This window comes from Streptomyces sp. NPDC051320 (assembly GCF_040682175.1).
GTDB lineage: Bacteria > Actinomycetota > Actinomycetes > Streptomycetales > Streptomycetaceae > Streptomyces.
Genome location: NZ_JBFBAL010000004.1, coordinates 424,019 through 445,747, shown reverse-complemented (window position 1 = coordinate 445,747; position 21,729 = coordinate 424,019). Strand labels below are relative to the sequence as shown.

Genomic DNA, 21,729 nt, shown 5'->3' with positions numbered 1-21,729 from the left:
GTGCCTCATGGCCAAAGACGCCGATATCACTTATGAGGAGATGCACAAGGCCGCCAGCCGGCTGACCTCGGAGAAGGAGAAGCTCGACGAGAAGCTGGACGGCCTCGAGAAGTACATCGAGGGCCTCGTGAAGGACGGCTACACCACTCGTAAGGGATCGCAGGCGTTCGAGGACTCCTTCAAGGAGTTCACGAAGGGCGCGAAGGACACCGTCGAGGGCCTCACCGGCATGGCCAAGTTCCTCACGAACGCCGCGAAGGCGTACCAGGACCTGGACGACGAGCTGGCCAAGGGCGTCAAGGGCTAGTCGCAGCCGCCTCAGACGTTGTTGCTACCAGGTGCGATGGGCACGCGAGGGTCTGCGGGCACATCGCACCTGGTCGTTCCTGCGGTCCTGGCTCGTACTTGAATTCAACGCCGCTACGAAGCCGCACGCCGACTCGGGGGATGAGTCCATGGGTAACGAGAGTGATCACACCAGGCTCGATCTGGATGTAATCAAGGGCATGGGGACCGGGCTCAGTAATGTCAAAAGGGCGTTTGACGGCCTGGACAATCTTAAAAATAAATATGCGGATGATTTTGGTGATGGCGATCTCGCCGACAAGTTCCATGACTTCGCCGGAAACTGGGAACTCAGCCGGAAGAAGCTGACGAAGGAGATCGATACCCTCGCACAGATCGCCAAAGAGCTCGTAACACGATCATGGTGAGACACGGTCTAGCCTTGTTGGGTGTCGTCCCTTGCTGTTACTGCCACCTCGCACTCATCGGCGCCTGCTGCTCTCGTCTACGCCGCGCTCGTGGATGCAGAATCCTGGCCGTCGTGGACCTCCTACTACGAGGTCGAGTGGGAGTTGCCCGCGGGGGTCGAGCGACCGGCACGGGTAGGTGATCTCCGCACCATTCGTTCTCGCATTGGACGGGTGTGCTGCCGCGAGCGCATCGTCGAGATGGTTCCCGACCAGCGGTTCAGCTACGAACAGGCCGCCGGGTTGTTCGCTTCTCATAGGGGGTCTGTGGACGTGGCCCGAGCACCCCACGGCGGCACCGACATCACCTGGTCAGCAACCTACCGGCACACCCTCCCCCTTCTGGACAAGCTCAGGAGACGGCGCCTGCAGGTTTTGGTCCAGGACCTGGCTTCATACGCCAACTCAATCGTGAGCCGACACTCCTAGAAGCCTGTGCCAGGTTCATGGTCCGCTTTTCTTGAGTCGCCGCCAGCAGATCAGGCTGCTGGCCAAGGAGAGGAAGGCGTCGTGGAGTTCGGGCCGGCGTTCCCAGCGGACGGCGAGGCGTTTGAACTGGTGGAGCAGGGCAAAGGTCTGCTCGACGACGTAGCGGAGCTTGCCCAAGCCCTTGATGTTCGGGGCGCCCTTGCGGGAGATGACGGGCAGGATCCGCCGGCGGCGCAGTTCGAGGCGGACGGCCTTCGAGTCGTATGCCTTGTCCCCGAGGACGGACTCGGGGCGCCGCCTGGGTCGGCCGGGCCGTCCGGGGACGGGCGGAATGCCGTCGACCAGGTTGATGGTCTGGGTGATGTCGTTGACGTTGGCCGCTGTGGTGATCACGTGCAGCGGAGTGCCCTTTCCGTCGCAGATCAGGTGGTGTTTGCTGCCCGTCTTCCGGCGGTCGACCGGCGACGGACCGGTCGCGGCACCCCCGTTACTGTTTTCGTGGCCCCGCACGGGGCTCCCGGCCTTCGGGCCCGGCATGACTGAGCCCCCTTGTCGATCATGATCGAAAAAGTGGTGTCACCGGGCGCGGAGGCATTGGCAGACCGCTGATTAGGGGCACGAGCGCTGATCCCGAACCTGGGTGAGGCAGTCTCTTCGTAACGTGGATGCCGGCACGCTGATGCCGCAGGTAGGGCCGGGAGAAGTTCGAGAACTGGAGCTGGGACGTGTCCAACGACGGCATCGACGTCTACCTCGGCCTGGACGTGGGCAAAGGCGAACACCATGCCACCGCGCTCACCCCCGCGGGTAAAACGGTCCTGGACAGGCGCCTGCCCAACACCGAGCCGAAACTGCGCGAGGTGTTCGCGAAGCTGCAGGCCAAGCACGGGACCGTGCTCGTGGTTGTTGACCAGCCCGCCTCCGTGGGCGCGCTGCCCCTGGCCGTGGCCCGCGCGTTGGGCTGTCGCGTCGCCTACCTGCCGGGCCTGACGATGCGCCGCATCGCAGACCTCTACCCAGGAGAGGCGAAGACCGACGCCCGCGACGCGTTCGTCATCGCCGACGCCGCCCGCACTATGCCGCACACCCTGCGGGCCGTTGAGGCCGCCGACGAGACTGTCGCTGAACTGGAGATGATCGCGGGCTTCGACGACGACCTCGCCACCGAGTCGACCCGGACCAAGAATCGGCTCCGCGGCCTGCTCACGCAGATCCACCCCTCGCTGGAAAAAGTCCTGGGCCCGCGGCTCGAGCATCCCGCAGTCCTGACCCTGCTTGAACGCTTCGGCTCTCCCGCCCAGCTCAGGAAGGCCGGTCGCCGTCGACTGGTCACGTTGCTGCGGCCCAAAGCACCCCGCATGGCGGAGCGCCTGGTCGAGGACATCTTCACGGCGCTCGACGCGCAGACTGTGGTTGTGCCCGGCACGGACGCCGCCGCGCTGGTCGTCCCGAGCCTGGCCTCTTCGCTGAGCTCGGTCCTGGACCAGCGCAGGCTGCTGGCCGCCAGGATCGAGCAACTTCTGGAGGCCCACCCTCTTTCCCAGGTCCTGACCTCCATGCCCGGCATCGGGGTCAGGACCGCAGCCCGCATCCTCATCGACGTCGGCGATGGCACCGCGTTTCCCACCGCCGGGCACCTGGCCGCCTACTCCGGCCTGGCGCCGGTGACCAGAAGTTCCGGGTCGTCCATCCGCGGCGAACACCCCTCACGGCGCGGCAACAAGCAGCTCAAACGGGCCTTCTACCTGGCCGCGTTCGCGTCTCTGTCCCAGCCGGAGTCACGCACCTACTACGACAAGAAACGCCGCGAAGGGAAACACCACGTTGCGGCCCTCGTCGCCCTCGCCCGACGTCGCATCGATGTGCTCTTCGCCATGCTCCGCGACGGCACCTTCTACCAACCACCGACTGCCTCTGCGGCTTGACGAAAACCATAGGGGCACTTTTTCGCGCGGACGTGGGAGCCGTCCACGCATGCGCGACTCCAATCGAGCTTGCCGGCCGCGTTCAGCTCGGCGAGCAGTAGGCGGTGCAACCGCTCGAATACTCCGGCCCTCTGCCAACGGTCCAGGCGTCGCCAGCAGGTCTGTCCGGAGCCGAACCCCAGCTCCAGGGGCAGAAGTTGCCAGGCGATGTCCTGGTGCAGGACATACAAGATGCCCTGCAGACACAGCCGGTCGGGCACCGGTCTCGGTCCTGGTGACCGCTCCGGCCATGGCGGCAGCAGGGGTTCGATCCGCACCCACAAGTCGTCATCCACGATCCACGGCCGAGTCGTCACACCACACGAACGGCCAGATCATCACATCGGTCACGCTCGACCAGGGCACCCCAACAAGATCCTGTTACGAGCTCAAAGCGGCGGCACAGGCATACGAGGATATCGACCATCAGTTGGCAGACGCGATCCGGGGTGCCAAGGATCCCAAGAAGAAGGGCAAGTAAGCGATGGCGGGACGGCCTCGGGACTGGCACCCGGTAGCGGACAACGATCCGATCCCAGGGGACGCGGACCAGATGGCAGCGCTGGGCAAGCAGTTGCGCAAGACTGCCTCCGAGCTGGAACGGCAGATCAGAAACCTAAAAGCCGTCGCAGATGTTGAAGCTTGGGACAGTGAAGCTGGCAAGGAGTTCCGCCAGAAGGCGAAGGGAAACGTCAAGAAGCTTGAAGCAGCACTAAAGCGGTACGACACGGCAGCTGATGCCATTGGTACGAGTGTCACAGAGGACGGCGGCACCGTCCAGGACAAGATCCATGCGAAACCCAAGGACTACGCATCGGACCTGAACCGGGCGCAGGAGATCGCTGATGCGGCGCTCAAGGACGCGAAGGACGCGGATGAGCGCAAAGGCGCCGCGCAGAGGAGCCTGGATACCCTCTCGGACAAGAAGTCGAGCTCGCATACGGAGTCCTCATCGGGCGGACACGGCAGCGACCGCAAAAAAATCGAGGCCAAGCGCGATGCGGCCCATGGCGAGATCGAGGCGGCCAAGGAAAGAATCAGCCAGGCCAAGTCAATCCGCGACGCAGCGGCGGATCGTGCACGCGAGTCCATCGACGCAGTTATCAGCCATGACTCGCTGAAGGACGGCTTCTGGGAAACTCAAATCCAAAACATCGCGGACTTCACGTCGATGGTCTCCACCTGGTGCGGGATCCTTTCACTGGTGGTTGGCTGGATTCCTGTCATCGGGCAGGCTCTGGCGGGGGTGCTGGGTGCCATCGCGATGATCGCGACTTTGGTGAATACGCTGACCACGCTTGTGCAGGTATTTCAGGGGAACGCAGATTGGCTGGACCTCGGCATGTCTGCCTTGGGCTTTTTGATGATGGGCGCAGGGAAAGCGTTCTCGAAGGTCGCAGGAAAATTTGCCAAGACAGCGCTAGGTCGCATGGGTAGAGCAGCTAAGGCTACGACAACCAAGCAGATTAGCCGTAACAACAAGGCGCTCAGGAAGATTTCCGCGAAAAAGTTTAAACTAGGGAAGGGCGAGGGCTGGAAGTCACTCAAGGAGCCCTTCCTTGAGCCTTTTTCGAAGCGCGCGTGGGTCAGCAACGTCAATACACTGAAGTTTGGTAGGGGAAACTACCGTGCTGCCTGGAACCAGATCGGAGCCCGAGGTGGTGGTAATCCGGTAAAGGGGCTGGGAAGATCTGTCTCGATGGTCGACCCCGGGGTCGCCTCGGACCTTAAGGACATCAAGCTGGGCGTGTCCGGCCTAGGGAACTTCGACCCGAATGCCATAAATAGAATTTCTAAGACAGCATCCCGCATGTCGGTAGTCGGTGCGGGAATGACGCTGGGTGGTCTGGGGCTGGACGGTAACCTAAACCCGCTCCTGGGCTGATCCCAGAGTATCTTTCTGACTGAAAGGCAATCTCATGAGCACACAGGACGAGGGCGGGCCTGTCGTGGATGACCACGTGTGCCGCCTCGACCTTCAGGCGGGTTGGGTGGATCTAACCTTGCACGAGGGGACTAAGGCTGAGGCGAAAGCTTTGGCCACTGAGACCGTCAATCGTCTCAATCCATTGCGTCTCGAAATCGAGAAAAGCGCGGTTTTCGACGACATGGTCCGGAGGGCCGTTGATCTCAACGAGGACGGTCCTCTTCTCGCAGCCGCGTACTACAGCGAAAATGGAACTGCTCTGGCGAATCTCGTCATCGATTCGTACGGCGAGGAAGGTGTGCCACGCCCCGTTCCGGGGGAGGTACAGCCGTTGCTTCTGGAATGGGAGAATGGCGAGGTTGTGGGCGATCCTCAGGTGGCCCACTTGGAGTTGCCGGCCGGACCCACCGTACGGGTTCAGTCGATGCTCAAGGTCAAGAAGATCCTGGGGTTCGGTCGACGCCTCACCGAGTTCATTAAGTACGCTGTGTTTCCTCCCGATAGTGACAGTCTGATCGTGGTTACAGCGACCTGGGAATTTGTCCAACTAACGGAAGATCTCACCCGAACCGTCGACGAATTGATGCCTACTCTTCGAATCGTACCGGTCGATGCCGGTGGCAACGAAATTGATACCAATCCATCGAGGTGAGTCTCCCCGATCATGCTGAGTGCAAGCGATTTCACTGCACCTCCTAGGGACTACCAGCTGATCGTCCCGGAGGGTTGGTTCCAACTCTTGCTCGACCCTGATGCACGAGACCGCGGCATCGTCGCCCTCGCAGAGCTGCAGTTTCGAGGCGTGGACAACACTCCACACCTCAAGGAGCAGTTCATGAGGGAATTGCAGAGGAAGGCAAAGGACGCCTACAAGGTCGGCGGCACGGAGCTCTACCTCTCTACGCTGACCATTGGGCCAGTGCCGCTCGCGTCCTCGCTGTTGATCAGCGTCCCTCCGGCCGATGAATGGCCTAGGTGCTTTAATGCGGAAGAACTGTCGGAGCACCTGGCTAGCCCGGCTGACGACGGTCAGCTCGATGTGGTGGAACTGTCGGCTGCAGGCAAGGCAGTCCGCCAGAGACGCAAAGAAGCCCCTGACCCTGCGACCCAGCTGGGCAACACGCTCCCCACCACGACGCTCACGTACTACGTCCCGATCCCTGTCACTAAGAACTGGCTGATGCTGACGTTCTCTACCCCCGTGGACCCATTGGCGGACCAGATGGTCGAGTTGTTTGACGTCGTGGCAGGAACGCTGCACTGGGCATGACACCGCGGAACGGATACGGAGCGCAGCGGAGAAGTTCGTCCTGGCCCGCCAAACGAGAAGCTGGGCCAGGGAGGTGGAGACCCGGGGCGGATTCCAGCGCCGGGGCAGCGTGGGAGTGGCTGTCCTGACAGGATTCCTGATCGTGACCGCTGTCCTTTTGCTACGAGGGAAGGGAGCCTACCGCTCGGCACTACGACAAGCCCCCGATCTGATTGTCCAGGCGGCCCATAGGCTTTTGGACTCGTGGCGGTCGCAGGCGGTCTCGGCCTTGTGGCTCATCGAGCCCGTCATCGGGTCAAGCGCCGGGCTGCTACGGCGTGGGGACGTAAGCTCGGCACTGGCGTATGCGTGGCTTTGTCATCCGGCGTGGTGCTGTTCATGATCGGGACGATGCCCGGACATAACTGACGTTCGACCGACACCGGTTGCGTCGCCGTTTCCGGATCGGGGCGGTCGATCATCGTGTTTCTGCTGACCGCCGGCGTCGCAAGCTGGGGATTCGTATTTGTACGTTGTATACGCGCAGCGCGGCGCGAAGCCGAAGGGAAAGCGCGATGGCGAAGGCTCCGTAAGAAGGGGAAGGGCAGAAGCCGAGCGGCGATCCGAGACAGCTGAGGCGTCGCTGATGTGTCCTTTGACCCTATGCGTAACTCTGAGCGGCCGGCGATTGCTGCGTGAGCCGCTGCAGCACCAACCGAATCGCCGACATCGTGAAGGCGCCGCCGCCCGTCCGTCACACCGTGCCTCAGCCTGCGGTTGGAAAGGCCTCCGTCAAGCGTGCATTTTGGCCCGAGTAGCACATTCACGGCCCGGAGATGATGGACAGAGCTCCGCTTATCCAACGGCTCCCTCGGTCTGTCTACTTGTCCCCAACGAGCGCAAAGGCGAAGGCAAGCCGGCGGTCGATCCAGTCCGCCCGGATGGTGACCTCCGTGCTTCCCTCGGACATCATGACCACCTTGTCACCCACCCGCCACTCCAACGTCCGCGGTTTGGACGGCTGATCGCCGCCCTCACCGAAGTCGGCCAGACCGACCACGAGTCCGAGGGTCACTCGGACGGCAGCCCGCCCGACGACTTCGGCCTTCGAGTCACCGCTGGCCCACTCATTGCGGCCCACGATCTCCGGGTGCCCGGGCTGGTCGATGCGCCAGGTGTGCTTGAAGGGACGCTTGGGGGGAACGCGGCGCAAGGTTCCTATGACCTGGCCCTGCCCGTCCCGCACGACATGGTGACGCTTGCCGCCCACTTCCTGTGGAGCGTCGACGTAGCAGAGCAGACGCTGCGCCTCGGGGTCCTCATACAGGGTGAGATGGGAGTCCGAGGGCCCAGTCCGGGCTCGGGACGCGGGAGCGACGTACGCGCAGGGCGCGTTGACTCGGAGTTCCTTGCCACCCTTGGGCACACGCACCGCGCGCAGCCCGTGGATGGCTCTCTTGCGCTTGGTGGTTACAGGACGTTCCGTGGCGCTGATGATGAACTTGTAGACGTTCGCCCACTCGACGGGCTCCACCGGAGGCTCCTCGGCCCGCTTGCTCGTCCGGAACGCCACTGTTACCCCCTGAGCGGAACTGACTGCCGAATCCGACCGACTCTAGCGGTCGCCTTCTACCTCCATGACCTCGGCTGAACTTGTGTGCCCGGGTGGGGGCAAGGTTCCGGAATCGAGTACATCCAGGGGGCCTTGGACCCGGTTTCTGGACACGGGTTATGCGGCTTGCGTCGGCGTTGGTTGATGTCGTTCGGTAGGCGTTCTCGTAGGCAGTCGGGCTGCGCTGTCCGGGACGGGAGTGACGGCGTCGGGCGTAGCAGCGAGGGCGCCATTCTGACGGCCGCACTGCTGGCCGGACCGGGCGTCGTTGCCCAGGCCGCCACCCCGCAGACAACCGCCGTACCCGGCCCGGCACGGGAACGCGCCGCGGCGGCCATCACCTGGTCCCTCGTCCGTGCGAACAACCCCACCTCGGACCAGAGCTCGGCCTACGACTCCATCACCAGGGCCATGAACGCGGCTGTGGCCCGTTACAACAACCTCAGCGACCTGAGCAAGACCATCACCGTCCGATACGACCCGAGCGTCCCCACCGCCGACGGCAGCAACAACGGCACGATCCGCTTCGGCAGCAACCGCAGCTACATGAGCGAGCGGACGGCCCTGCACGAGATCGCCCACACCATCGGCGTGGGGACGAGCTCGGGCTGGTCCCGGCTCGGCGGCAGCGGCACCTGGACCGGCGGGCAGGCCACCGCTCTCGTCAAGCAGTACGACGGCTCCGGCGCCAAGATCTCCACCGGCGGCGGCCACTTCTGGCCCTACGGCCTGAACTACGACAATGAGTGGTCGAACACTGCGGCCGACCGCCACGTCCTCATCGTCGCCGCCATGGTTCGCGACGGCCTGTAGGGAAATCCGGACAGCGGCAGGCCGGCGCTCACCCCAGATGCGGCGGCGCGAACATCCGCAGCACGGCCGGGAGCAGGACTACGGAAGGCCTGGGTGACGCCAGTGCCTTCACGAGGTCCTGCTCCAGGTTCTCCGGGGTCGTCCGGCCCGCGGGGACAGCGAAGAATTCCGCCAGGGCCACGTAGTCGGGCCGGGTCAGTTCCGTCGCGGTCGCCTCGCCGAACGCGTCGGCCCGTCGAAGGCACCCAAACAGCGCTCCCACTTCGGTTTCAGTAGCCACAGGCATGCGGTTCCCACGCCGGATCCATCGGCGGTTTCAGCGGGCTGATTCCGCCCCGTGTGAGAACTCCCCCCGCCCCACCCGCGCCGCCATCCCGTCCTCCGCCGATCGCACCAGCGACCCGTATCCCGTGGCCGCCCACACGCTGCGGTCGGCCGGGATCTCGAAGTAGGGGATCTCGCGGCCGCCCTTCGACTCGGGGGCGGTGAGTACCTCCGGCGCGCGTCGGGTGCGTACCGCCCGGTCGCAGGCCTCGCAGGCCGCCACGTTCAACCGGTCGCGGCGGCCCAGTGGGCGCCAGTCGAAGCGGCGGGCGGCGCGGCCGTGCAGGGGGTTGAAGAAGCAGAGCGGGAGTGCGGACGGGTCATGGCCCGCCAGGGCGTCGCGGCCTTCGGTGACGAGGGCCAGGACCCCGGCCAGGTCGGGCAGGCCGTGGGCGGCGTCCAGGACCTTGCCGGCTGCGGCGTACGCGTCCAGGGCGCGCGGCAGGCCCGGCAGGGAATCGGAGGCGGACTGCGCCGATTCGCCGAGTGCGATGACCTCTGCGGAGGCGTGCCGGCGCAGTTCACGTACGTCGGTGTTGCGGGCGGCCGCGAACACCGCCCGGGGAAACGCGAAAGGGGCGCCCGACGCGTGGTGGTTCCGACGGCGGCGTACGAACACCAGCAGGCCGCCCGCGAGTCCGAGCACCGCCACCGCGGCGATGGCGACGATCAGCCAGGGGGCGGTGCCACCGTCCTTCGACTTGTGGTCGTTGCCCGGGGCGGACCCGCCGAGGTCGCCCATCGCGTCGTTGTACACCTGCGTCCCGTTGCCCTGCTGCACCAGCTCGATCGCCTTGGACACCTGATCGGTCAGGCTCGCGTCCCGCATGCCGTCCAGGAAGCCGACCGCCGACACGGCGTCGTTGGTCTGATGCTGGTCGTCGGGCCACTCATGGCCGCTCAGATAGCCGGACTCGTCGGACGTGGTGATCAGGATGAGGTCGGGCTGGGTCAGATGGTCGCGTACAACGCTCTGGAGGTTGTCGGGCTCGCCGTTGAAGCTGTCGCCCTTGATCAGCGGCACCAGCACCACCTTGATAGGTAGCCCGGTCTTCGCGATCTGCGCGGCGAGCTGCTTCTGTCGTGCGGGTGGTACGGACCCGGCGTACCCGGGGTCGACGTACACCGGCGAGGTACGCAGCCCCGCCGCGATCCGGGCGCCCGGGCTGGGCGGCTGCGCCGCGGCCGGGAGCACCGGCACCAGCACCAGGGCCAGCGCCGACAGGAGGGCGGCGAGCGGGGCGGCGAAGGTTCGCTTGTGGCCCCTGGGGTTACTGGACACCGGCGTACTCCCTTACGGCGTCGAGAAGTCGGGCAATTCCGTGCTGTGCGGCGGGCAGCGGACCGGCCGCCTCCTGGTACGCCACCCGCTCACCGTGGTCCGCACCCGGCAGAGTGAGCCGAAGGGCGCTCAGTGGGCCGTGCCGGCGGTCGGCGGCCGCGTGGCGACATGGCTCGCACACCGGGATGCGGCGCCGCCTGCGCCGCCCACGCTCCACGTAACGCACGTCGTGCTTCTGGGTGGCGGGGCCGTGCAGCGGATTGAGGTCACAGCAGAAGTCGGCGGCGGCGCCGGTGACCAGTGTGGCCCGGCCCGAGCGGGCCAGGGCGATGGCGGCGGCCAATTCGGCGGGCGCGGCTTCGTTGTCGACCCGGCGGTCGGAATCGCGGTCGACGAGGAGGGTGGCGGCGTCCAGACAGTCCCAGATCCGGGTGCGTACCGCATCGGGCAGACTCTCCGGTGCCGCTTCGAACTCCCTCCCGAGGGCCGTGATGTCGCTGCGGGCCGTCCGGCGCAAGTACGACTCGGCGGGATCGGCCGGAGCGGTGAAAGCACCGGGCGTGGCGGAAGCGGGGGCGGTGGCCCGCCGTCGCCGCAAGGCGATCAGCCCGCCGAGCATGCTGATCAGCGCGACCATGATGCCGAAGGCCAACGCCCCCGCCAGCAGACCGACGAAGACGCCCGGCCAGAAGTCGCTGCGGAAGAACAGCGGGTGCAGCGTGTTGTCCTCGACGGGATCCGGTGCTCGTTCGGTGCCGAACTCGGAATAACTCGGCTCGGAGGTCCGTGGCATCTTGTCGAGGAACGTCATCAGCTGGTCGAGCCGTGCGCCGAGCCGGAAGTCGGCCGGCTCGGAATCCGCGTTGTCGTGGCGGATCGCATCAGGCAGGTCGAAGGTCAGCCGGCTGCTCTCGATCCGGAGCCCGTAGTCCTCGGCGCCGATATCGCCGCGGAGCGGGTCGGCGACGATGTAGACGCCGTCCTTGCCCACCTTCTTGTGCAGCGCTGCGCTGAAAATGCCGGGCTGGTCGCCCGACTCGTCGTTGGAGAGCTGCGGCACGAGCGTGACGTACACCGGCCCGGTGCTCGACTTGAACTCGGCCATGCGGTGCCGCAGCTCGGACTGCTGTGCCGCAGTGAGCAGTTGCGGGCTTTCCGGATCGCTGTACAGCGGGTCGTGCCGCAGCCCGGCCGCGACCCGGTCGACCCGGGCCGACATATCGGCGGCGGTGGGCGGCGGCGCGGCGCTCGACGTCTTCTGGTCGAAGGTGTGCAGCGTGACGAAGACGACGGCGACGGCGGCCAGCAGGGCGCATCCCGCCTCGATCAGACGCGCGGCGAGCGGATGCCGGGCGCGGGGAGTCGCCTCTTTCGTGGACTTCCCGGAGTTTCCGGACTTCGCGGAGGCGGTGCCGGCCTGTTTCGGCAGCTTGCCGAGGTCGATGGGCGGCTTGGACGCCTTGGTCGGCGGCGCGCGGCGGCGGAGGCGGCGCCGTACATACGGCGACAGCAGCAGAATCAGCAGCGGAACACCGGTCAGCAGAATGCCGGTGAGAAACGACTGGTTGTCCCGGTCGGTCGGCCCGATGTACATATTGTCCGGCTCATGCGAACTCCCGCCTTCACCGCCGTACCTCTTCTGCGCACTGTCCGCATGCCGCGCAGCTTTGGCGCTTCCTTCGGCGATCACTTCGGTGAAGCGCTGGAACTTGAGCAGCGGCCCCGCGTCATAGGGGAGTTCATAGAGCGTCACGGTGGACGCGTCGTCCGCCGGGGCTCGTACGCCGTAGGCGTCGGCGGCCGCGACCCCCATGTCGTCGACCAGTACGTAGAGCCCGTCCCGTCCTAGCCGGTCGTGCACTGCGGCGAGCAGCGAACCCTCGCTGCTGAGCTGCGCGGGAAGCACCAGGACATACGTCGGGACGCCGGTCCGCTTGGCGTACTTCGCGAAGGCCGGGGCCATGGAGTAAGGCACCTCGCGGGGCATCTGGTCGCTGACGTAGACCGGGTTGCTACGGAGCAGGTCGGCGAGATGGGCTGCCTGCGAAGCGGGCACGCTGCCCTGGGCGGCAGCCGGCCCGGCGGGAACGAGCAGGGCGAACGCCAGGGTCAGCAGCGCGAATACCGTACGCAGCCCGGGCACGCGCGGGATGCCGCCACGAGCGGTGCACGGCGTGGTGGGCGCCTGGGCGTCTGCGTTCCGTTCCCTCATGCGGCGAACTCTAGCGAGGTGTGCGTTCTGGTGGTAAGAGACCGAATAGGCGGAGAAGCGGCATTCTGGGTAAGCACCCCACGTTTTCCCGAGCAGCTCGCACCTGCCAGGGGGTCGACTGATCACCCTTGGCCGACTGCCGCCGATCCGCCTGCGAGTCCCCCGGATGCCGGTAGCCGTTGACGATTGCCTTGGTGTCCGGCATGAGGCATAAGTCTCTGTGGGGAGGGTCGGGGAGGGTCCTGCCGGTCCTGACTACAGATCGCCCGGCTTCGGCTTTGCCGGGCCGCCCGACGGGCTCATCAGAATCGAGTGCGTTTCGACGCGCCCCTGTCCGGCCTTCGCGGGTACCCGGCACTCGACCTGGACGGTCCCGCTCTTGAGCAGAGTGAAGGTGGGTGGTTCGGCGCCCTTTGGGAGTTCCTGCCTGAAGTCCCGTACACGGTAGCGCCGGCCCTCCGTGAGGTCGGCTTCGGTGAGCGCATGGATCGAGCCGTTGATGAGCTGGGCGAGGCGCCCGGCGCTTTCCGGAGAGCCCGCGAACAGGCGTATCCAGGATCCGTCCGCGAAGGTGAGACGAACGTCCCCGCCGATCTCGCTGAACTTCATCTGCCGGGCTCCCGCGATGTCTTTCCGGGGCACCTCCCAGAGCTCGTCAGCCTTGCTCAACGACGCCTGCTGGTTACCGAGGAAGACGAGTCGTCGATCGGTGAGCACGGCATCCGTGGCGTAACGGTCGGGACGGCGCGAGGGGTCCAGCTGCCAGGGGACAGTACGCGCGACGGTCCCGGGTGCGGCCCACATGACGGGGAAGTCCTCAACCTCGTTCTCTCGCTCCTCCGGGTTGCCGCGGGTGGGCACACCACCGAAGGGTGAGCCCACTGCGCTGCCGGCGCCGGCGATGACGTTCAGGATCAGGGGGATACCGACGAGGAGCGCACGGCCGGTGCGGCGGGCTGCGCGGTCGCTGGTAGACCTCAGAGTAAAAGCCGGAGCGGTCGGCCAGTTCGGCAAGTCGCCCTGGATGTCGTGACGTCCGGTATCGCGGAACCAGCGGCAGCCTGCGACGGCTGGTGCCAAGCCGGTGGCGAACGTGGCGGGCGTACGGATCAGCAGATCCTCGTCGGGCCCGGGGTACCAGTCCATGGTGACATCAACTCTCAGACTTCGGCTCAGCTGTAACTGCTCGCACCCTTGCCTCCTTGCCGGACTCGCTCGCGGCTCGAGCAACTGCCACGGTCTTGTCCGCTACCTTGACGCCGTTACCTTCGGGGACGCCGTTGAGGTCGCTCAAAGGTCACCGGGCTTCGGTACCGCAGGGGCTCCTGAGGCGTCCATCAGAATCCCGTGCGTTTCGAAAAACCCGGCTGCGGCCTTAGCGGGAGCTCGGCACTCGACCTGGACGATTCCGCTCTTGAGCCGTGTGAAAGTCGGTGCCTCGGCGTTCTCCGGAACATCGCGTTGGAACCTCTGCACCCGTTCGCGCTGGCCGTCGGTGAGGTCTGCCGCGATGAGCCCTTGGATGGAACCGGTGAGCAACTGGGACAATCGCTCGGAACTTTCGGGCGAGCCGGTGAACAGGCGGATCCATGACCCATCCGCGAAGGTGATGCGGATATCCCCGCCGATCTCGCTGAACTTCATCTGCTCGGCTCCGGCGATCGCGTTGCGTGGCACTCCCCAGAGCTCTTCGGCCTTGTCCGGCGTCGCCGTACGGGTGCTGAGGAAGACCAACCGACGGGTGGTCAGCACCATGTCCGTGAGGTAGTCCTCGGGCCTTCGTGACGGGTCGAGCTGCCACGGAACGGTTCTGGCCAGCGTCCCCGGCGCGGCCCACATCACGGGGAAGTCCTCGACCTCGTTCTCGGGCTCTTCCGGGTCGCCCTGCAGAGTTACGTCGCCCAAGGGCGAGCCGAGTGCTCCGCCGATGCTGGCGACGATGTTCGCAATCAAGGGGATACCGACGAGGAGCGCACGGCCGGTGCGGCGGGCTGCGCGGTCGCTCGTGGACCTCAGGGTGAAGGCCGGACCGGGCGGCCAGTTCGGCAAGTCGCCCTGGATGTCGTGGCGTCCGGTATCGCGGAACCAGCGGCAGCCTGCGACGGCTGGTGCCAAGCCGGTGGCGAACTTGGCGGATGCACGGATCAGCAGATCCTCGTCAGGGCTTGGTTGCCAGTCCATGGTGACTCAACTCTCAAAGGTTATTCCGGCTCAGCCGGGTGCTCGTCGTGTGCGGGGATCTCCGCGAAATCCACTGACCGGACGATATCCGCCATAGCGCGGGAGAAGTCGTCCCACTGGTCCATTGCCGCGGTGTCCAGGGTAAACACTGCGGTATAAGGGCCCGTCGAGAAAGGGATATGAACCTGGATCTGGCCCATGATCAATTCGTGGTCCGTGCCATCCGTGGTGAACTTCCCGTCCACCACGAGGCTGCGCAGCGAGATCGCCGAGACGGCGGGTCCAGACGGCAGGTCCAGCCAGCGCACATCGCGCATTGGGTCCTGCTGCAAGATCTCCAGGGTGCCGTGTGCGGCGACGTCCTGGTCGGTCTGATCGGACTCGAAGACGGCGACGGTCAGGGAGCAGTGAGCGATGCCGCGATTGCCAATGTCATACAGGCCGATGCCAAAGAAGGAGACGCCGGTGCTCAGCATCTCGTCCGCCATCGCACTGTAGGTGGCCCCCATGACCTCCCACAATGGCTCTTCGCCGAGCGGGTAGATGTCGCGGACGAGTTGGGCGACGGCTGCGGCACGCTCCGCCGCATCCAGTGAGACCTCGATAGCGTGTATTCCGTGGGGCAGTTGGAAAGTCATCGGAGGAAGCGTGGTGCTGTCGACACCCAGTTCCTGAAGCTGCGCGGTGCTGTCCATATGGCTCTCGCTCACGGATTGGTAGCGGCTGCGTGAAAGTTGTCCCCAAACCCGAGATCGTTCTTCGCGTATGTGTATGCCTTTTTGACCGTAAATCCGGTCTTAACGGTGGCATCGACAGCTCGGCTGCCGATGCTCATGGGATTGACTTCTTTGATGAACGGCACCTTGGACGCGAGCGTGTTGACGCCCTGGCTGCCGAGCCACTGTCCCTTGCGGACGTTCTGGAGACCGCTCTCTACGGCCAGCCTAAGACGGCTGCCGCCCTCACCGAGCTTGACGACGGGGACTGTCTTTGTCTTGCCGAAGAGAACGAAAGTCTTGCTGACGCTGGGCATACCGCGATAGCCCTCGCCGAGCTCCGCCGCGCGTGTTGTAGCCTTGACGCCCTTTGCCAGTTCAGCAGTGCCCGTCAGGCCCTTGACGCCTGGGAGGACGCCGAGCGCATCGAACCCGATATCTACCCAACTGACGTCGGCCCCAGCTGCTTTAGCGACCAAGTGCGTCAGTAGCGCCGCCCCGCTGGTGATCATCGCAGCGGCAGCGAAGATGGCACCCACTGGCTCGAACGGGGCGGTAATGATGGCGAGGATGCCGAGAACGCTGCTGATCAGGCTGAGCGCGTCACCGATTGCTTTGATGACATCGGCGTGATCCTTGATCCACTTGCCGGTGGCGTTCCAGGCGTCCTCGACGCCGTGTACGAGCTTGTCCCAGAACCCGGGCTCGTCGGGCGCGATGTCGCTTGCCTTGTCGAGTTCCTTGCCGATGGCTCCGGCGGCCTTGTTGTACCGGCTCTCCAGGTCGTCGACCTTGCCTTCGAGGTCGTTGATTTCCCCGGAAGGCTTGCTCAGGTCGTCGGGGGTCTTTTCCTTGGCTTTCGACATGTCGTCGAATGCCTGCTTGGCGGTCTTCTCCAGCCGGTCCGCTTCGTCCTGGAAGTCCTGGAGTTCGCCGGCCCACCGGTGCAGCGCGCGCGCTGCCTTGTCGAAGGAATCGTGGCTCTTCTTGATCAGCGGTGTGACGTCGGTCGATATGTGCTCGGTGAAGGCGGTGGCGGTCTTGCCCTTCCAGGCCCCGCACTCGATGCGTTGCAGCTCGTTCAGCGACGTTCCCAGTTCGCTCGCCAGCTTGCCGAGCTGCTTGGCCAGGTCCCGGGTCTGTTCCACGTCACCGGGCGTGGGATCCCAGCCTATGTGGGGGAAGGCGGGGCGTTTGCTCACGTCACTTGCCCTTCGGCTTCTTAGGCTTCATGGACTCTGCGAGATCCAGGTCCAGTTTGTTGAAGGATTCGCCGATTTTATCGATCATCTTGACGGCGTTGTGCGTGTGCTTGCCGAGCTGCTTGACGCCGTAGCCCCAGTCGTCGGCGAAGTCGTGGACGTCCTCGACGAGTTTGTGAGCGCCAACGACCGAACCGTCTGTTCCGCGCAGTATCTTGCGCACATCCGACATTCGATCCGAGACGGTGGAAAACGTCTTCCTGAGATCGTCGAAGATCGTGCCGTCGAGTCGTAGATCAGTCATGCCGCATCCCCGTCTGCGTCATCCGTTGCTGGCCTGAACCTCTTGGACAGTGACGTCCTCGAGTGTGGCCGATGATGCCATGCGGCGGCGTGAGGGAACGGAAGCGGGTATCAGGGCACCTCTGCCGGCTCTCCAGATGGGCTCCTGTCGTCCATAGTGCAGTGTGCTGACTGGACATAGTCCGGGAGCGCGGCTCGAGCGCAGTGTTGATTCTGCGTTGACCCCTCTTGGCCTGAGCTGAGGGCTCTCTGGATGGTCGGGGAGGGCGGGAAGCACATCTGCGCACTTTGTTGGTATGCGCCGGATTTACTCATAGATCATCATCCTGATACCTCACGTCTTCGCCATCCCTCCCCATCAAGTGAAACGGTGACGGCCTGCCGATGTGCGACTCGTTGACGTCCGCTGGAATGCTTGTGTCGATGAGGAAGTTGCCGCTAGGTCGGCGACTTATCACAGGCCGGCACTTGTTCGGCTGTGTGGCGACAATGGTGTCCAGCGTCTCCTGCTGTCTCAGCAGAAAGTCGTCCGCCCGGCGGGGGGCCTGGTCGGGGGCCGACCGTTTGCCGTAGCCAGGAGCGGCCATCGGGTGTGCGGGCGATGATGCGGGGGCGCGCAGGGCGGCGCTCAAGTTCTGGGTAGCCACGAGATCGCTTCCTTCGATCTCGGGGTGAGACCCCGGCTTGGTACTGCTAACACCGCGTCGGGGTCGTTTAGTTGCTCGCACCGTAAACAGCCGCGCCCGCGCGCCGCAAGCTGGTCCGGGTTAGTCGTATTTCCTCACCGTTACGACGGTGGGGAGGCGGGGAGGTTGCCCAACCCCCCTTACCTACCTACCCAGTCCAAAATGAAGCTCGAGGCCCGTAGCTCGGGGTTTCGGCTCTCGAAGCTCGACGCTCCCGTCCCGGTGCTCGAAATTCGTCCCTCGAAACCCGGATCTCAAGATTCGGAGGTTGCGGACCCGGGTGGCGAGGACCGGGCTGCTGCGGCTACCGAATACGCCTGGTGTCCGAGTTTTCTGCAGTCGCGACGCCGACAAGGGGACCAGGCCTCTGCACCGGCGGCGTACCCCTCCCGAACCGTGAACGTTCCGACCCCTATTGTTCACTGGCCGCTCCTTTGAGCAGTCCGATGACACTTCTGCATGGAGTGTTCACGTTTTTTGGGGTGAGTTCCGCGCTGGCGGGTGTGGACGTTCTGCTGCCGTCGCTGGGGCTCGATCGGGTATCACACGCCAGCGACTACCTGCCGCCGCTTGTGGAACTCGGATGCTGTAATCCCAGTGTGGCCCGGCACCTGGCCGAAAACCTGAGGAGGCGCGCCACGTGGCTGGCGCGCCCGAGCCACAGGATGATGACGAGGCTGAGGCTGCGGAGCAATGCCGACGTGAGGAGTTGCTCGGCAAAGTTCGCAGAGCGAGCAAACGAAGCCTGTCCTGTCCACGATGGGCCGGTGCCCAGACCGGTCGTTCGGCGAGTTCCCATCGGCGCCGGCGCCCCGGTGCGCTTAGCGGTTGACGGCTTGGATTTCCTGGACTGTTACGTCTTGGGTGTTGCCGAAAGTGCCGTTGGGGAGGTCGCCGCCGGTACCGCCGGTGCCGGTCCAGCTGATCTTCCAGGTGATGGTGGCCTTGAGTTTGTACGGTCCGTTGTTGCCGGAGGCGCGGAGATAGGTGAGGCCGCAGGGCGGGGTTTTGTCAGCGTCGCCCTTGGCGTAAGGGGTGCCGATGGAGCCGTCGCTGTTGATGGCGCATTCCCCGGATGCGGGGTACAACTCGGCGTCCGACGTACCTGGTTCGATCTTCAGGGAGACCGGGGTGGCGGTGGTCGTGGCCTGGATGTTGAGGACGGGCACGGAAGCGGTGACGGAGACCGGCTTGAAGTCTGTGTTGTCGAGCCAGGCCCAGGTCGGGAGGTTCACCTTGGTCGCGCCATTCGGCGCCAGGGTGACCCTGCTGGTCGGGACGCGGATTTCAGCGTAGGCGAGCTGCGACAGGATTTCGGGGGTGATGGCCTGCGGGATGTTCGCGGGAGGCGGGTCGCCCTTGTCCACCCAGAAGATGGGCTTGTCACAGGACAGTGCGCCTGGTTCTCCGATGCGTGCGTCGTCGACGTAGGAGTCCCACCAGTAGCCTTGGCCGGTCTTGGCTTTGTTGAAGTCCTTGTAGTCACCGCCCTTGCCGTCGCCCTTTTCATAGTGATTGCGCTGTGTGAGGTCCCATTGGGATCCCGTGGACGGGGCCTCCCAGATGGGTTCTAGGTAGGCCTTGAGTTGGGCTGGGGTGTACTTCGGGGCATACCAGCACGGGGGCGGCGACCAATTGCCCTGAGGGGCAACGGCTCCGGTCTGTGGGCCGTGGCCGTTGTTGGTTCGGTCATAGACGACCCCGGCACTGGCCGAGATGGTGCCGCTGCCGTCCGCATTGCCGGAGGTATCCGTTTTGGGAGGAGGTGGAGGGGCCTGGTCGTGCGACCCATCAGCCAGTGCCGGCCGTGTGCTGAGCAGGAAGATAGCGGATCCCGTGACCGCTAGCGCCATAATTCGCGGACGATTCATGGCTGACACTTCGAATTCCCCCTCAAACTGATCATCTTCGTGGTGACCCAGACGCCGAGATCGTTCTTTCGCAACGCTGTGTTATAGAGGATGTAACTATTGCTCGTGACAGGAGTTTTATCAATTTTCTTGGTTTTGATGTGCAAGTCAAACGCCTTGCCCTGATCTTCGCAGTAGACCAGCGTGGCTGTTTTATCCTTGCCGACGCTTACGGTTGCGTCATAAAAGCGAAATTTCCCCGTCATTCGCGCCTTGTCGTTGACGTACTCCTGTACGTATTTCTGTGTTGCGACAGACACCTCTCCCTCCGAGTAGAAGCGGTACGCCTTGTCCAGGGGATCTTGATTCGTAACCGCCAGGTCGGTGGCTTTGATGAACTGCTCGCCGTCGGAGAGGATTGCATCCTTCTCCTTGTTGCCGGTCTTCGGCCAGTCGAAGGTGTACGACATGTCCGCCGGCAGCGTGATCTTCGGGCGCCCGGGCGCCGTCGAGGCCGAAGGACTGGGCGACGCCGACTTCGAAGCCCCCTGGTCGGCGCCCGCGATCTTGTCCGAGTCCTTGGACTTGCTGTCACCGTCCCCGCTGCAGGCGGTGAGGAGGAGGGCTGCTGCTGTCGCGAGTGCGGCGGCAACGGGCAAAGATCGGCGGTTCACGGGCGACTCCCGGTGGGGGCGTTTGCGGACTATAGGTAATTGACGCTATCCGGGCAGTACTTGGTTTCACCAGAGCGAACTGGACGGTGTCGGCGGAATACTTGTGGCGTTTCGGGTGAATCGGTCGGGCGGGAGAGGGCCGTGGATGTCCAGGAGGTGTCCGATCACCTGTGGGCCAAAGCCCGCGACTGAAGCGCGGTGCAGCGAAGGTTCCGTCTTGGTCACGCGTGGTTCACGCTTCATGTATTTCACGTTCCGCGTCCGTCGCGCCGTCGCGTCCCCTGTCACCCGCAGTCCACTCCACCCGATCCCGCCGGGGCTCGGCCGTTGGCCGCCCGAGTGATCGTGGCGCAAGTCGAGCCGGGCCGACCGGTTGGTGACCGTAACTGCCGCGGTTGTGAGGGTGATGCGTGTGTGCTGTGAGGTGCGCGGATTTGCGGCTGCATCGGCAACTGCGGTGGAAGGCCCGGGCTGGAAAGCCATGTTCGGATGATTGCGGGGAAGACTTGGCGGGTGCAAAGGGTGGCGTGCGGCCGTCGAGGGGCCGAGGGGAAATCTGGTGAAGCTTTCCGTGGTCGCCAAGCCCGGCCGGTTGTGACCGGTTTGGGTCGATGTTGACGAAGGGCGTGAGGTTCGCGATCCTTATCTCGTCTTGAGGCGCTTATGTGCTGCTGCTACGGTGCGATGACTTGACAGCCTCCGGTGGCCTGGGAATCGGAACCGGATAAATGGCGGCGAAGTCGACTCGCTTATGTCGCAGAGAAACTTTTTCGGGGAGCAGCGGCGTGAAGGTCCAGGAGCGCACGGGCGCAGGTAACCACAGGGTTCCCTCGCCCGCACAGTCGTCCGGTGAGCGGCTTCCATCGGTGACACGTGAGCGCAAACCGGCACTGGCCGCGCTAGCTGTGCTGCTGATCCTGGTGGGTGCGCTGGGCGCGACGGTGCTCGTGCTACGCGCCGGTAACCGTGTCGAGGTCGTCAAGTTGAAGGCGCACCATGACATCCAGGCGGGACAGAGCCTGACCACCTCGGACGTCGAGTCGGTGATGGTCGCCGATGACGCCAGCATCAACTACGTCCCGTACAAGCAGCTGCGCACACTGGAGAAGCTGCAGGCGAAGAACGCCTTGGTGGGCGGCACGGTGCTGATCGGCGACATGTTCGCCGACAAGACGGGCACTCCCGCGGGCAAGGCCGTAGTCGGCCTCTCCCTCAAGGACGGTCAGTACCCCGCCGACATCAAGGCCGGCGACACCGTCACCGCCTACCGCGTCGGCGACAAGGTGTCTGGCAGCAACGGCAGCAGTAACGACAACGCGCAGACCGGCGGCTCCGGTGGAGCGGCCATCGTTGAGCGGGCCACTGTCGCCGCGGCCCCCAAGGTCTCATCCGGCACGATCAGCAGCGGGAACCGTTCCGTCACGCTGACCGTCAACGCTGCTGACGCAGCCGCTCTCGCTCAGGCCTCCGCCAACGGCGAAGTCGCTCTGGTGCTCGTCCCCAACAACGGCTGACCCCGAGCCCATAGAGGAACATAGAGGAACGCAGAAGAC

General features: G+C 64.8%; 20 protein-coding genes and 3 pseudogenes. 9 read left to right on the top strand and 14 right to left on the bottom strand.

From position 1 onward, the window contains the following. The first annotated feature begins 7 nt into the window (after window positions 1–7). The 3 genes from AB0M87_RS12445 (at window position 8) to AB0M87_RS12435 (ending at window position 1,181) form a co-directional block, all read left to right on the top strand. A complete protein-coding gene (locus AB0M87_RS12445) occupies window positions 8–307 on the top strand; it encodes a WXG100 family type VII secretion target (RefSeq protein WP_365851890.1) in 300 nt (99 codons plus the stop codon). 148 nt (window positions 308–455) lie between these two features. Further along, window positions 456–713, top strand: coding sequence for a hypothetical protein (locus AB0M87_RS12440; RefSeq protein ID WP_365851889.1), 258 nt, complete (start codon window positions 456–458; stop codon window positions 711–713). A gap of 21 nt (window positions 714–734) precedes the next feature. Beyond that, entirely contained in the window at window positions 735–1,181 is a 447-nt protein-coding gene (locus AB0M87_RS12435) for an SRPBCC family protein (RefSeq protein ID WP_365851888.1), read from the top strand. 15 nt (window positions 1,182–1,196) lie between these two features. Here AB0M87_RS12435 and AB0M87_RS12430 read toward each other — a convergent pair whose 3' ends face one another. Next, complete coding sequence (locus AB0M87_RS12430; RefSeq protein ID WP_365851887.1) at window positions 1,197–1,718, bottom strand: IS5 family transposase; 522 nt, start codon at window positions 1,716–1,718, stop codon at window positions 1,197–1,199. Window positions 1,719–1,906: 188 nt separating this feature from the next. On the opposite strand from AB0M87_RS12430, the gene AB0M87_RS12425 reads away from it, so the two are divergent. Further along, the gene (locus tag AB0M87_RS12425) at window positions 1,907–3,106 is read left to right on the top strand and encodes an IS110 family transposase (protein ID WP_365851886.1); all 1,200 of its coding nucleotides are present in this window, start codon (window positions 1,907–1,909) and stop codon (window positions 3,104–3,106) included. 26 nt (window positions 3,107–3,132) lie between these two features. Here AB0M87_RS12425 and AB0M87_RS12420 read toward each other — a convergent pair. Continuing rightward, window positions 3,133–3,462: pseudogene (locus AB0M87_RS12420) on the bottom strand (transposase); the annotation flags it as partial. Between the two features lie 236 nt (window positions 3,463–3,698). Between AB0M87_RS12420 and AB0M87_RS12415 the strand changes: the two are divergent. Genes AB0M87_RS12415 through AB0M87_RS12405 form a run of 3 tightly spaced genes read left to right on the top strand, consistent with a single transcriptional unit; the run spans window position 3,699 to window position 6,342 of the window. Then, complete coding sequence (locus tag AB0M87_RS12415; RefSeq protein WP_365851885.1) at window positions 3,699–5,030, top strand: hypothetical protein; 1,332 nt, start codon at window positions 3,699–3,701, stop codon at window positions 5,028–5,030. Window positions 5,031–5,064: 34 nt separating this feature from the next. Further along, complete coding sequence (locus tag AB0M87_RS12410) at window positions 5,065–5,724, top strand: hypothetical protein (protein WP_365851884.1); 660 nt, start codon at window positions 5,065–5,067, stop codon at window positions 5,722–5,724. Window positions 5,725–5,736: 12 nt separating this feature from the next. After that, the gene (locus AB0M87_RS12405; protein ID WP_365851883.1) at window positions 5,737–6,342 is read left to right on the top strand and encodes a hypothetical protein; all 606 of its coding nucleotides are present in this window, start codon (window positions 5,737–5,739) and stop codon (window positions 6,340–6,342) included. A gap of 859 nt (window positions 6,343–7,201) precedes the next feature. Here the strand turns inward: AB0M87_RS12405 and AB0M87_RS12400 are convergent. After that, window positions 7,202–7,855, bottom strand: coding sequence for a hypothetical protein (locus tag AB0M87_RS12400; protein WP_365851882.1), 654 nt, complete (start codon window positions 7,853–7,855; stop codon window positions 7,202–7,204). Window positions 7,856–8,077: 222 nt separating this feature from the next. On the opposite strand from AB0M87_RS12400, the gene AB0M87_RS12395 reads away from it, so the two are divergent. After that, window positions 8,078–8,746 carry a hypothetical protein gene (locus tag AB0M87_RS12395; protein ID WP_365851881.1) on the top strand — a complete coding sequence of 223 codons (669 nt, stop codon included), beginning with the start codon at window positions 8,078–8,080 and terminating at the stop codon, window positions 8,744–8,746. 28 nt (window positions 8,747–8,774) lie between these two features. On the opposite strand, the pseudogene AB0M87_RS12390 reads toward AB0M87_RS12395, so the two are convergent. The 11 genes and pseudogenes from AB0M87_RS12390 to AB0M87_RS12340 form a co-directional block, all read right to left on the bottom strand. Next, window positions 8,775–9,025 (bottom strand): annotated as a pseudogene (locus AB0M87_RS12390) (thiamine pyrophosphate-binding protein); the annotation flags it as partial. A 37-nt stretch (window positions 9,026–9,062) separates the two neighbouring features. Further along, window positions 9,063–10,352, bottom strand: a complete 1,290-nt coding sequence (locus tag AB0M87_RS12385) for a transmembrane domain-containing protein (protein WP_365851880.1) — start codon at window positions 10,350–10,352, stop codon at window positions 9,063–9,065. Beyond that, window positions 10,342–12,564, bottom strand: coding sequence for a hypothetical protein (locus tag AB0M87_RS12380; RefSeq protein ID WP_365851879.1), 2,223 nt, complete (start codon window positions 12,562–12,564; stop codon window positions 10,342–10,344). Before AB0M87_RS12380 ends, AB0M87_RS12385 begins: the two co-directional genes overlap by 11 nt. 255 nt (window positions 12,565–12,819) lie before the next feature. Continuing rightward, window positions 12,820–13,710, bottom strand: a complete 891-nt coding sequence (locus tag AB0M87_RS12375) for a hypothetical protein (protein WP_365851878.1) — start codon at window positions 13,708–13,710, stop codon at window positions 12,820–12,822. Between the two features lie 144 nt (window positions 13,711–13,854). Beyond that, window positions 13,855–14,745 (bottom strand): hypothetical protein, encoded by an 891-nt coding sequence (locus AB0M87_RS12370; protein WP_365851877.1) that lies wholly within the window; start codon window positions 14,743–14,745, stop codon window positions 13,855–13,857. Window positions 14,746–14,765: 20 nt separating this feature from the next. After that, window positions 14,766–15,440 carry a hypothetical protein gene (locus AB0M87_RS12365; protein ID WP_365851876.1) on the bottom strand — a complete coding sequence of 225 codons (675 nt, stop codon included), beginning with the start codon at window positions 15,438–15,440 and terminating at the stop codon, window positions 14,766–14,768. An 11-nt stretch (window positions 15,441–15,451) separates the two neighbouring features. Further along, complete coding sequence (locus tag AB0M87_RS12360; RefSeq protein ID WP_365851875.1) at window positions 15,452–16,663, bottom strand: putative T7SS-secreted protein; 1,212 nt, start codon at window positions 16,661–16,663, stop codon at window positions 15,452–15,454. A gap of 1 nt (window position 16,664) precedes the next feature. Beyond that, entirely contained in the window at window positions 16,665–16,967 is a 303-nt protein-coding gene (locus AB0M87_RS12355) for a hypothetical protein (protein WP_365851874.1), read from the bottom strand. 514 nt (window positions 16,968–17,481) lie between these two features. After that, window positions 17,482–17,613, bottom strand: a pseudogene (locus AB0M87_RS12350) (MarR family transcriptional regulator); the annotation flags it as partial. Between the two features lie 860 nt (window positions 17,614–18,473). Then, window positions 18,474–19,532, bottom strand: coding sequence for a hypothetical protein (locus tag AB0M87_RS12345; protein WP_365851873.1), 1,059 nt, complete (start codon window positions 19,530–19,532; stop codon window positions 18,474–18,476). Continuing rightward, window positions 19,520–20,176, bottom strand: a complete 657-nt coding sequence (locus tag AB0M87_RS12340) for a hypothetical protein (RefSeq protein ID WP_365851872.1) — start codon at window positions 20,174–20,176, stop codon at window positions 19,520–19,522. Before AB0M87_RS12340 ends, AB0M87_RS12345 begins: the two co-directional genes overlap by 13 nt. A 785-nt stretch (window positions 20,177–20,961) precedes the next feature. Here AB0M87_RS12340 and AB0M87_RS12335 point away from each other — a divergent pair. After that, complete coding sequence (locus tag AB0M87_RS12335) at window positions 20,962–21,690, top strand: hypothetical protein (RefSeq protein ID WP_365851871.1); 729 nt, start codon at window positions 20,962–20,964, stop codon at window positions 21,688–21,690. Window positions 21,691–21,729 lie beyond the last annotated feature (39 nt).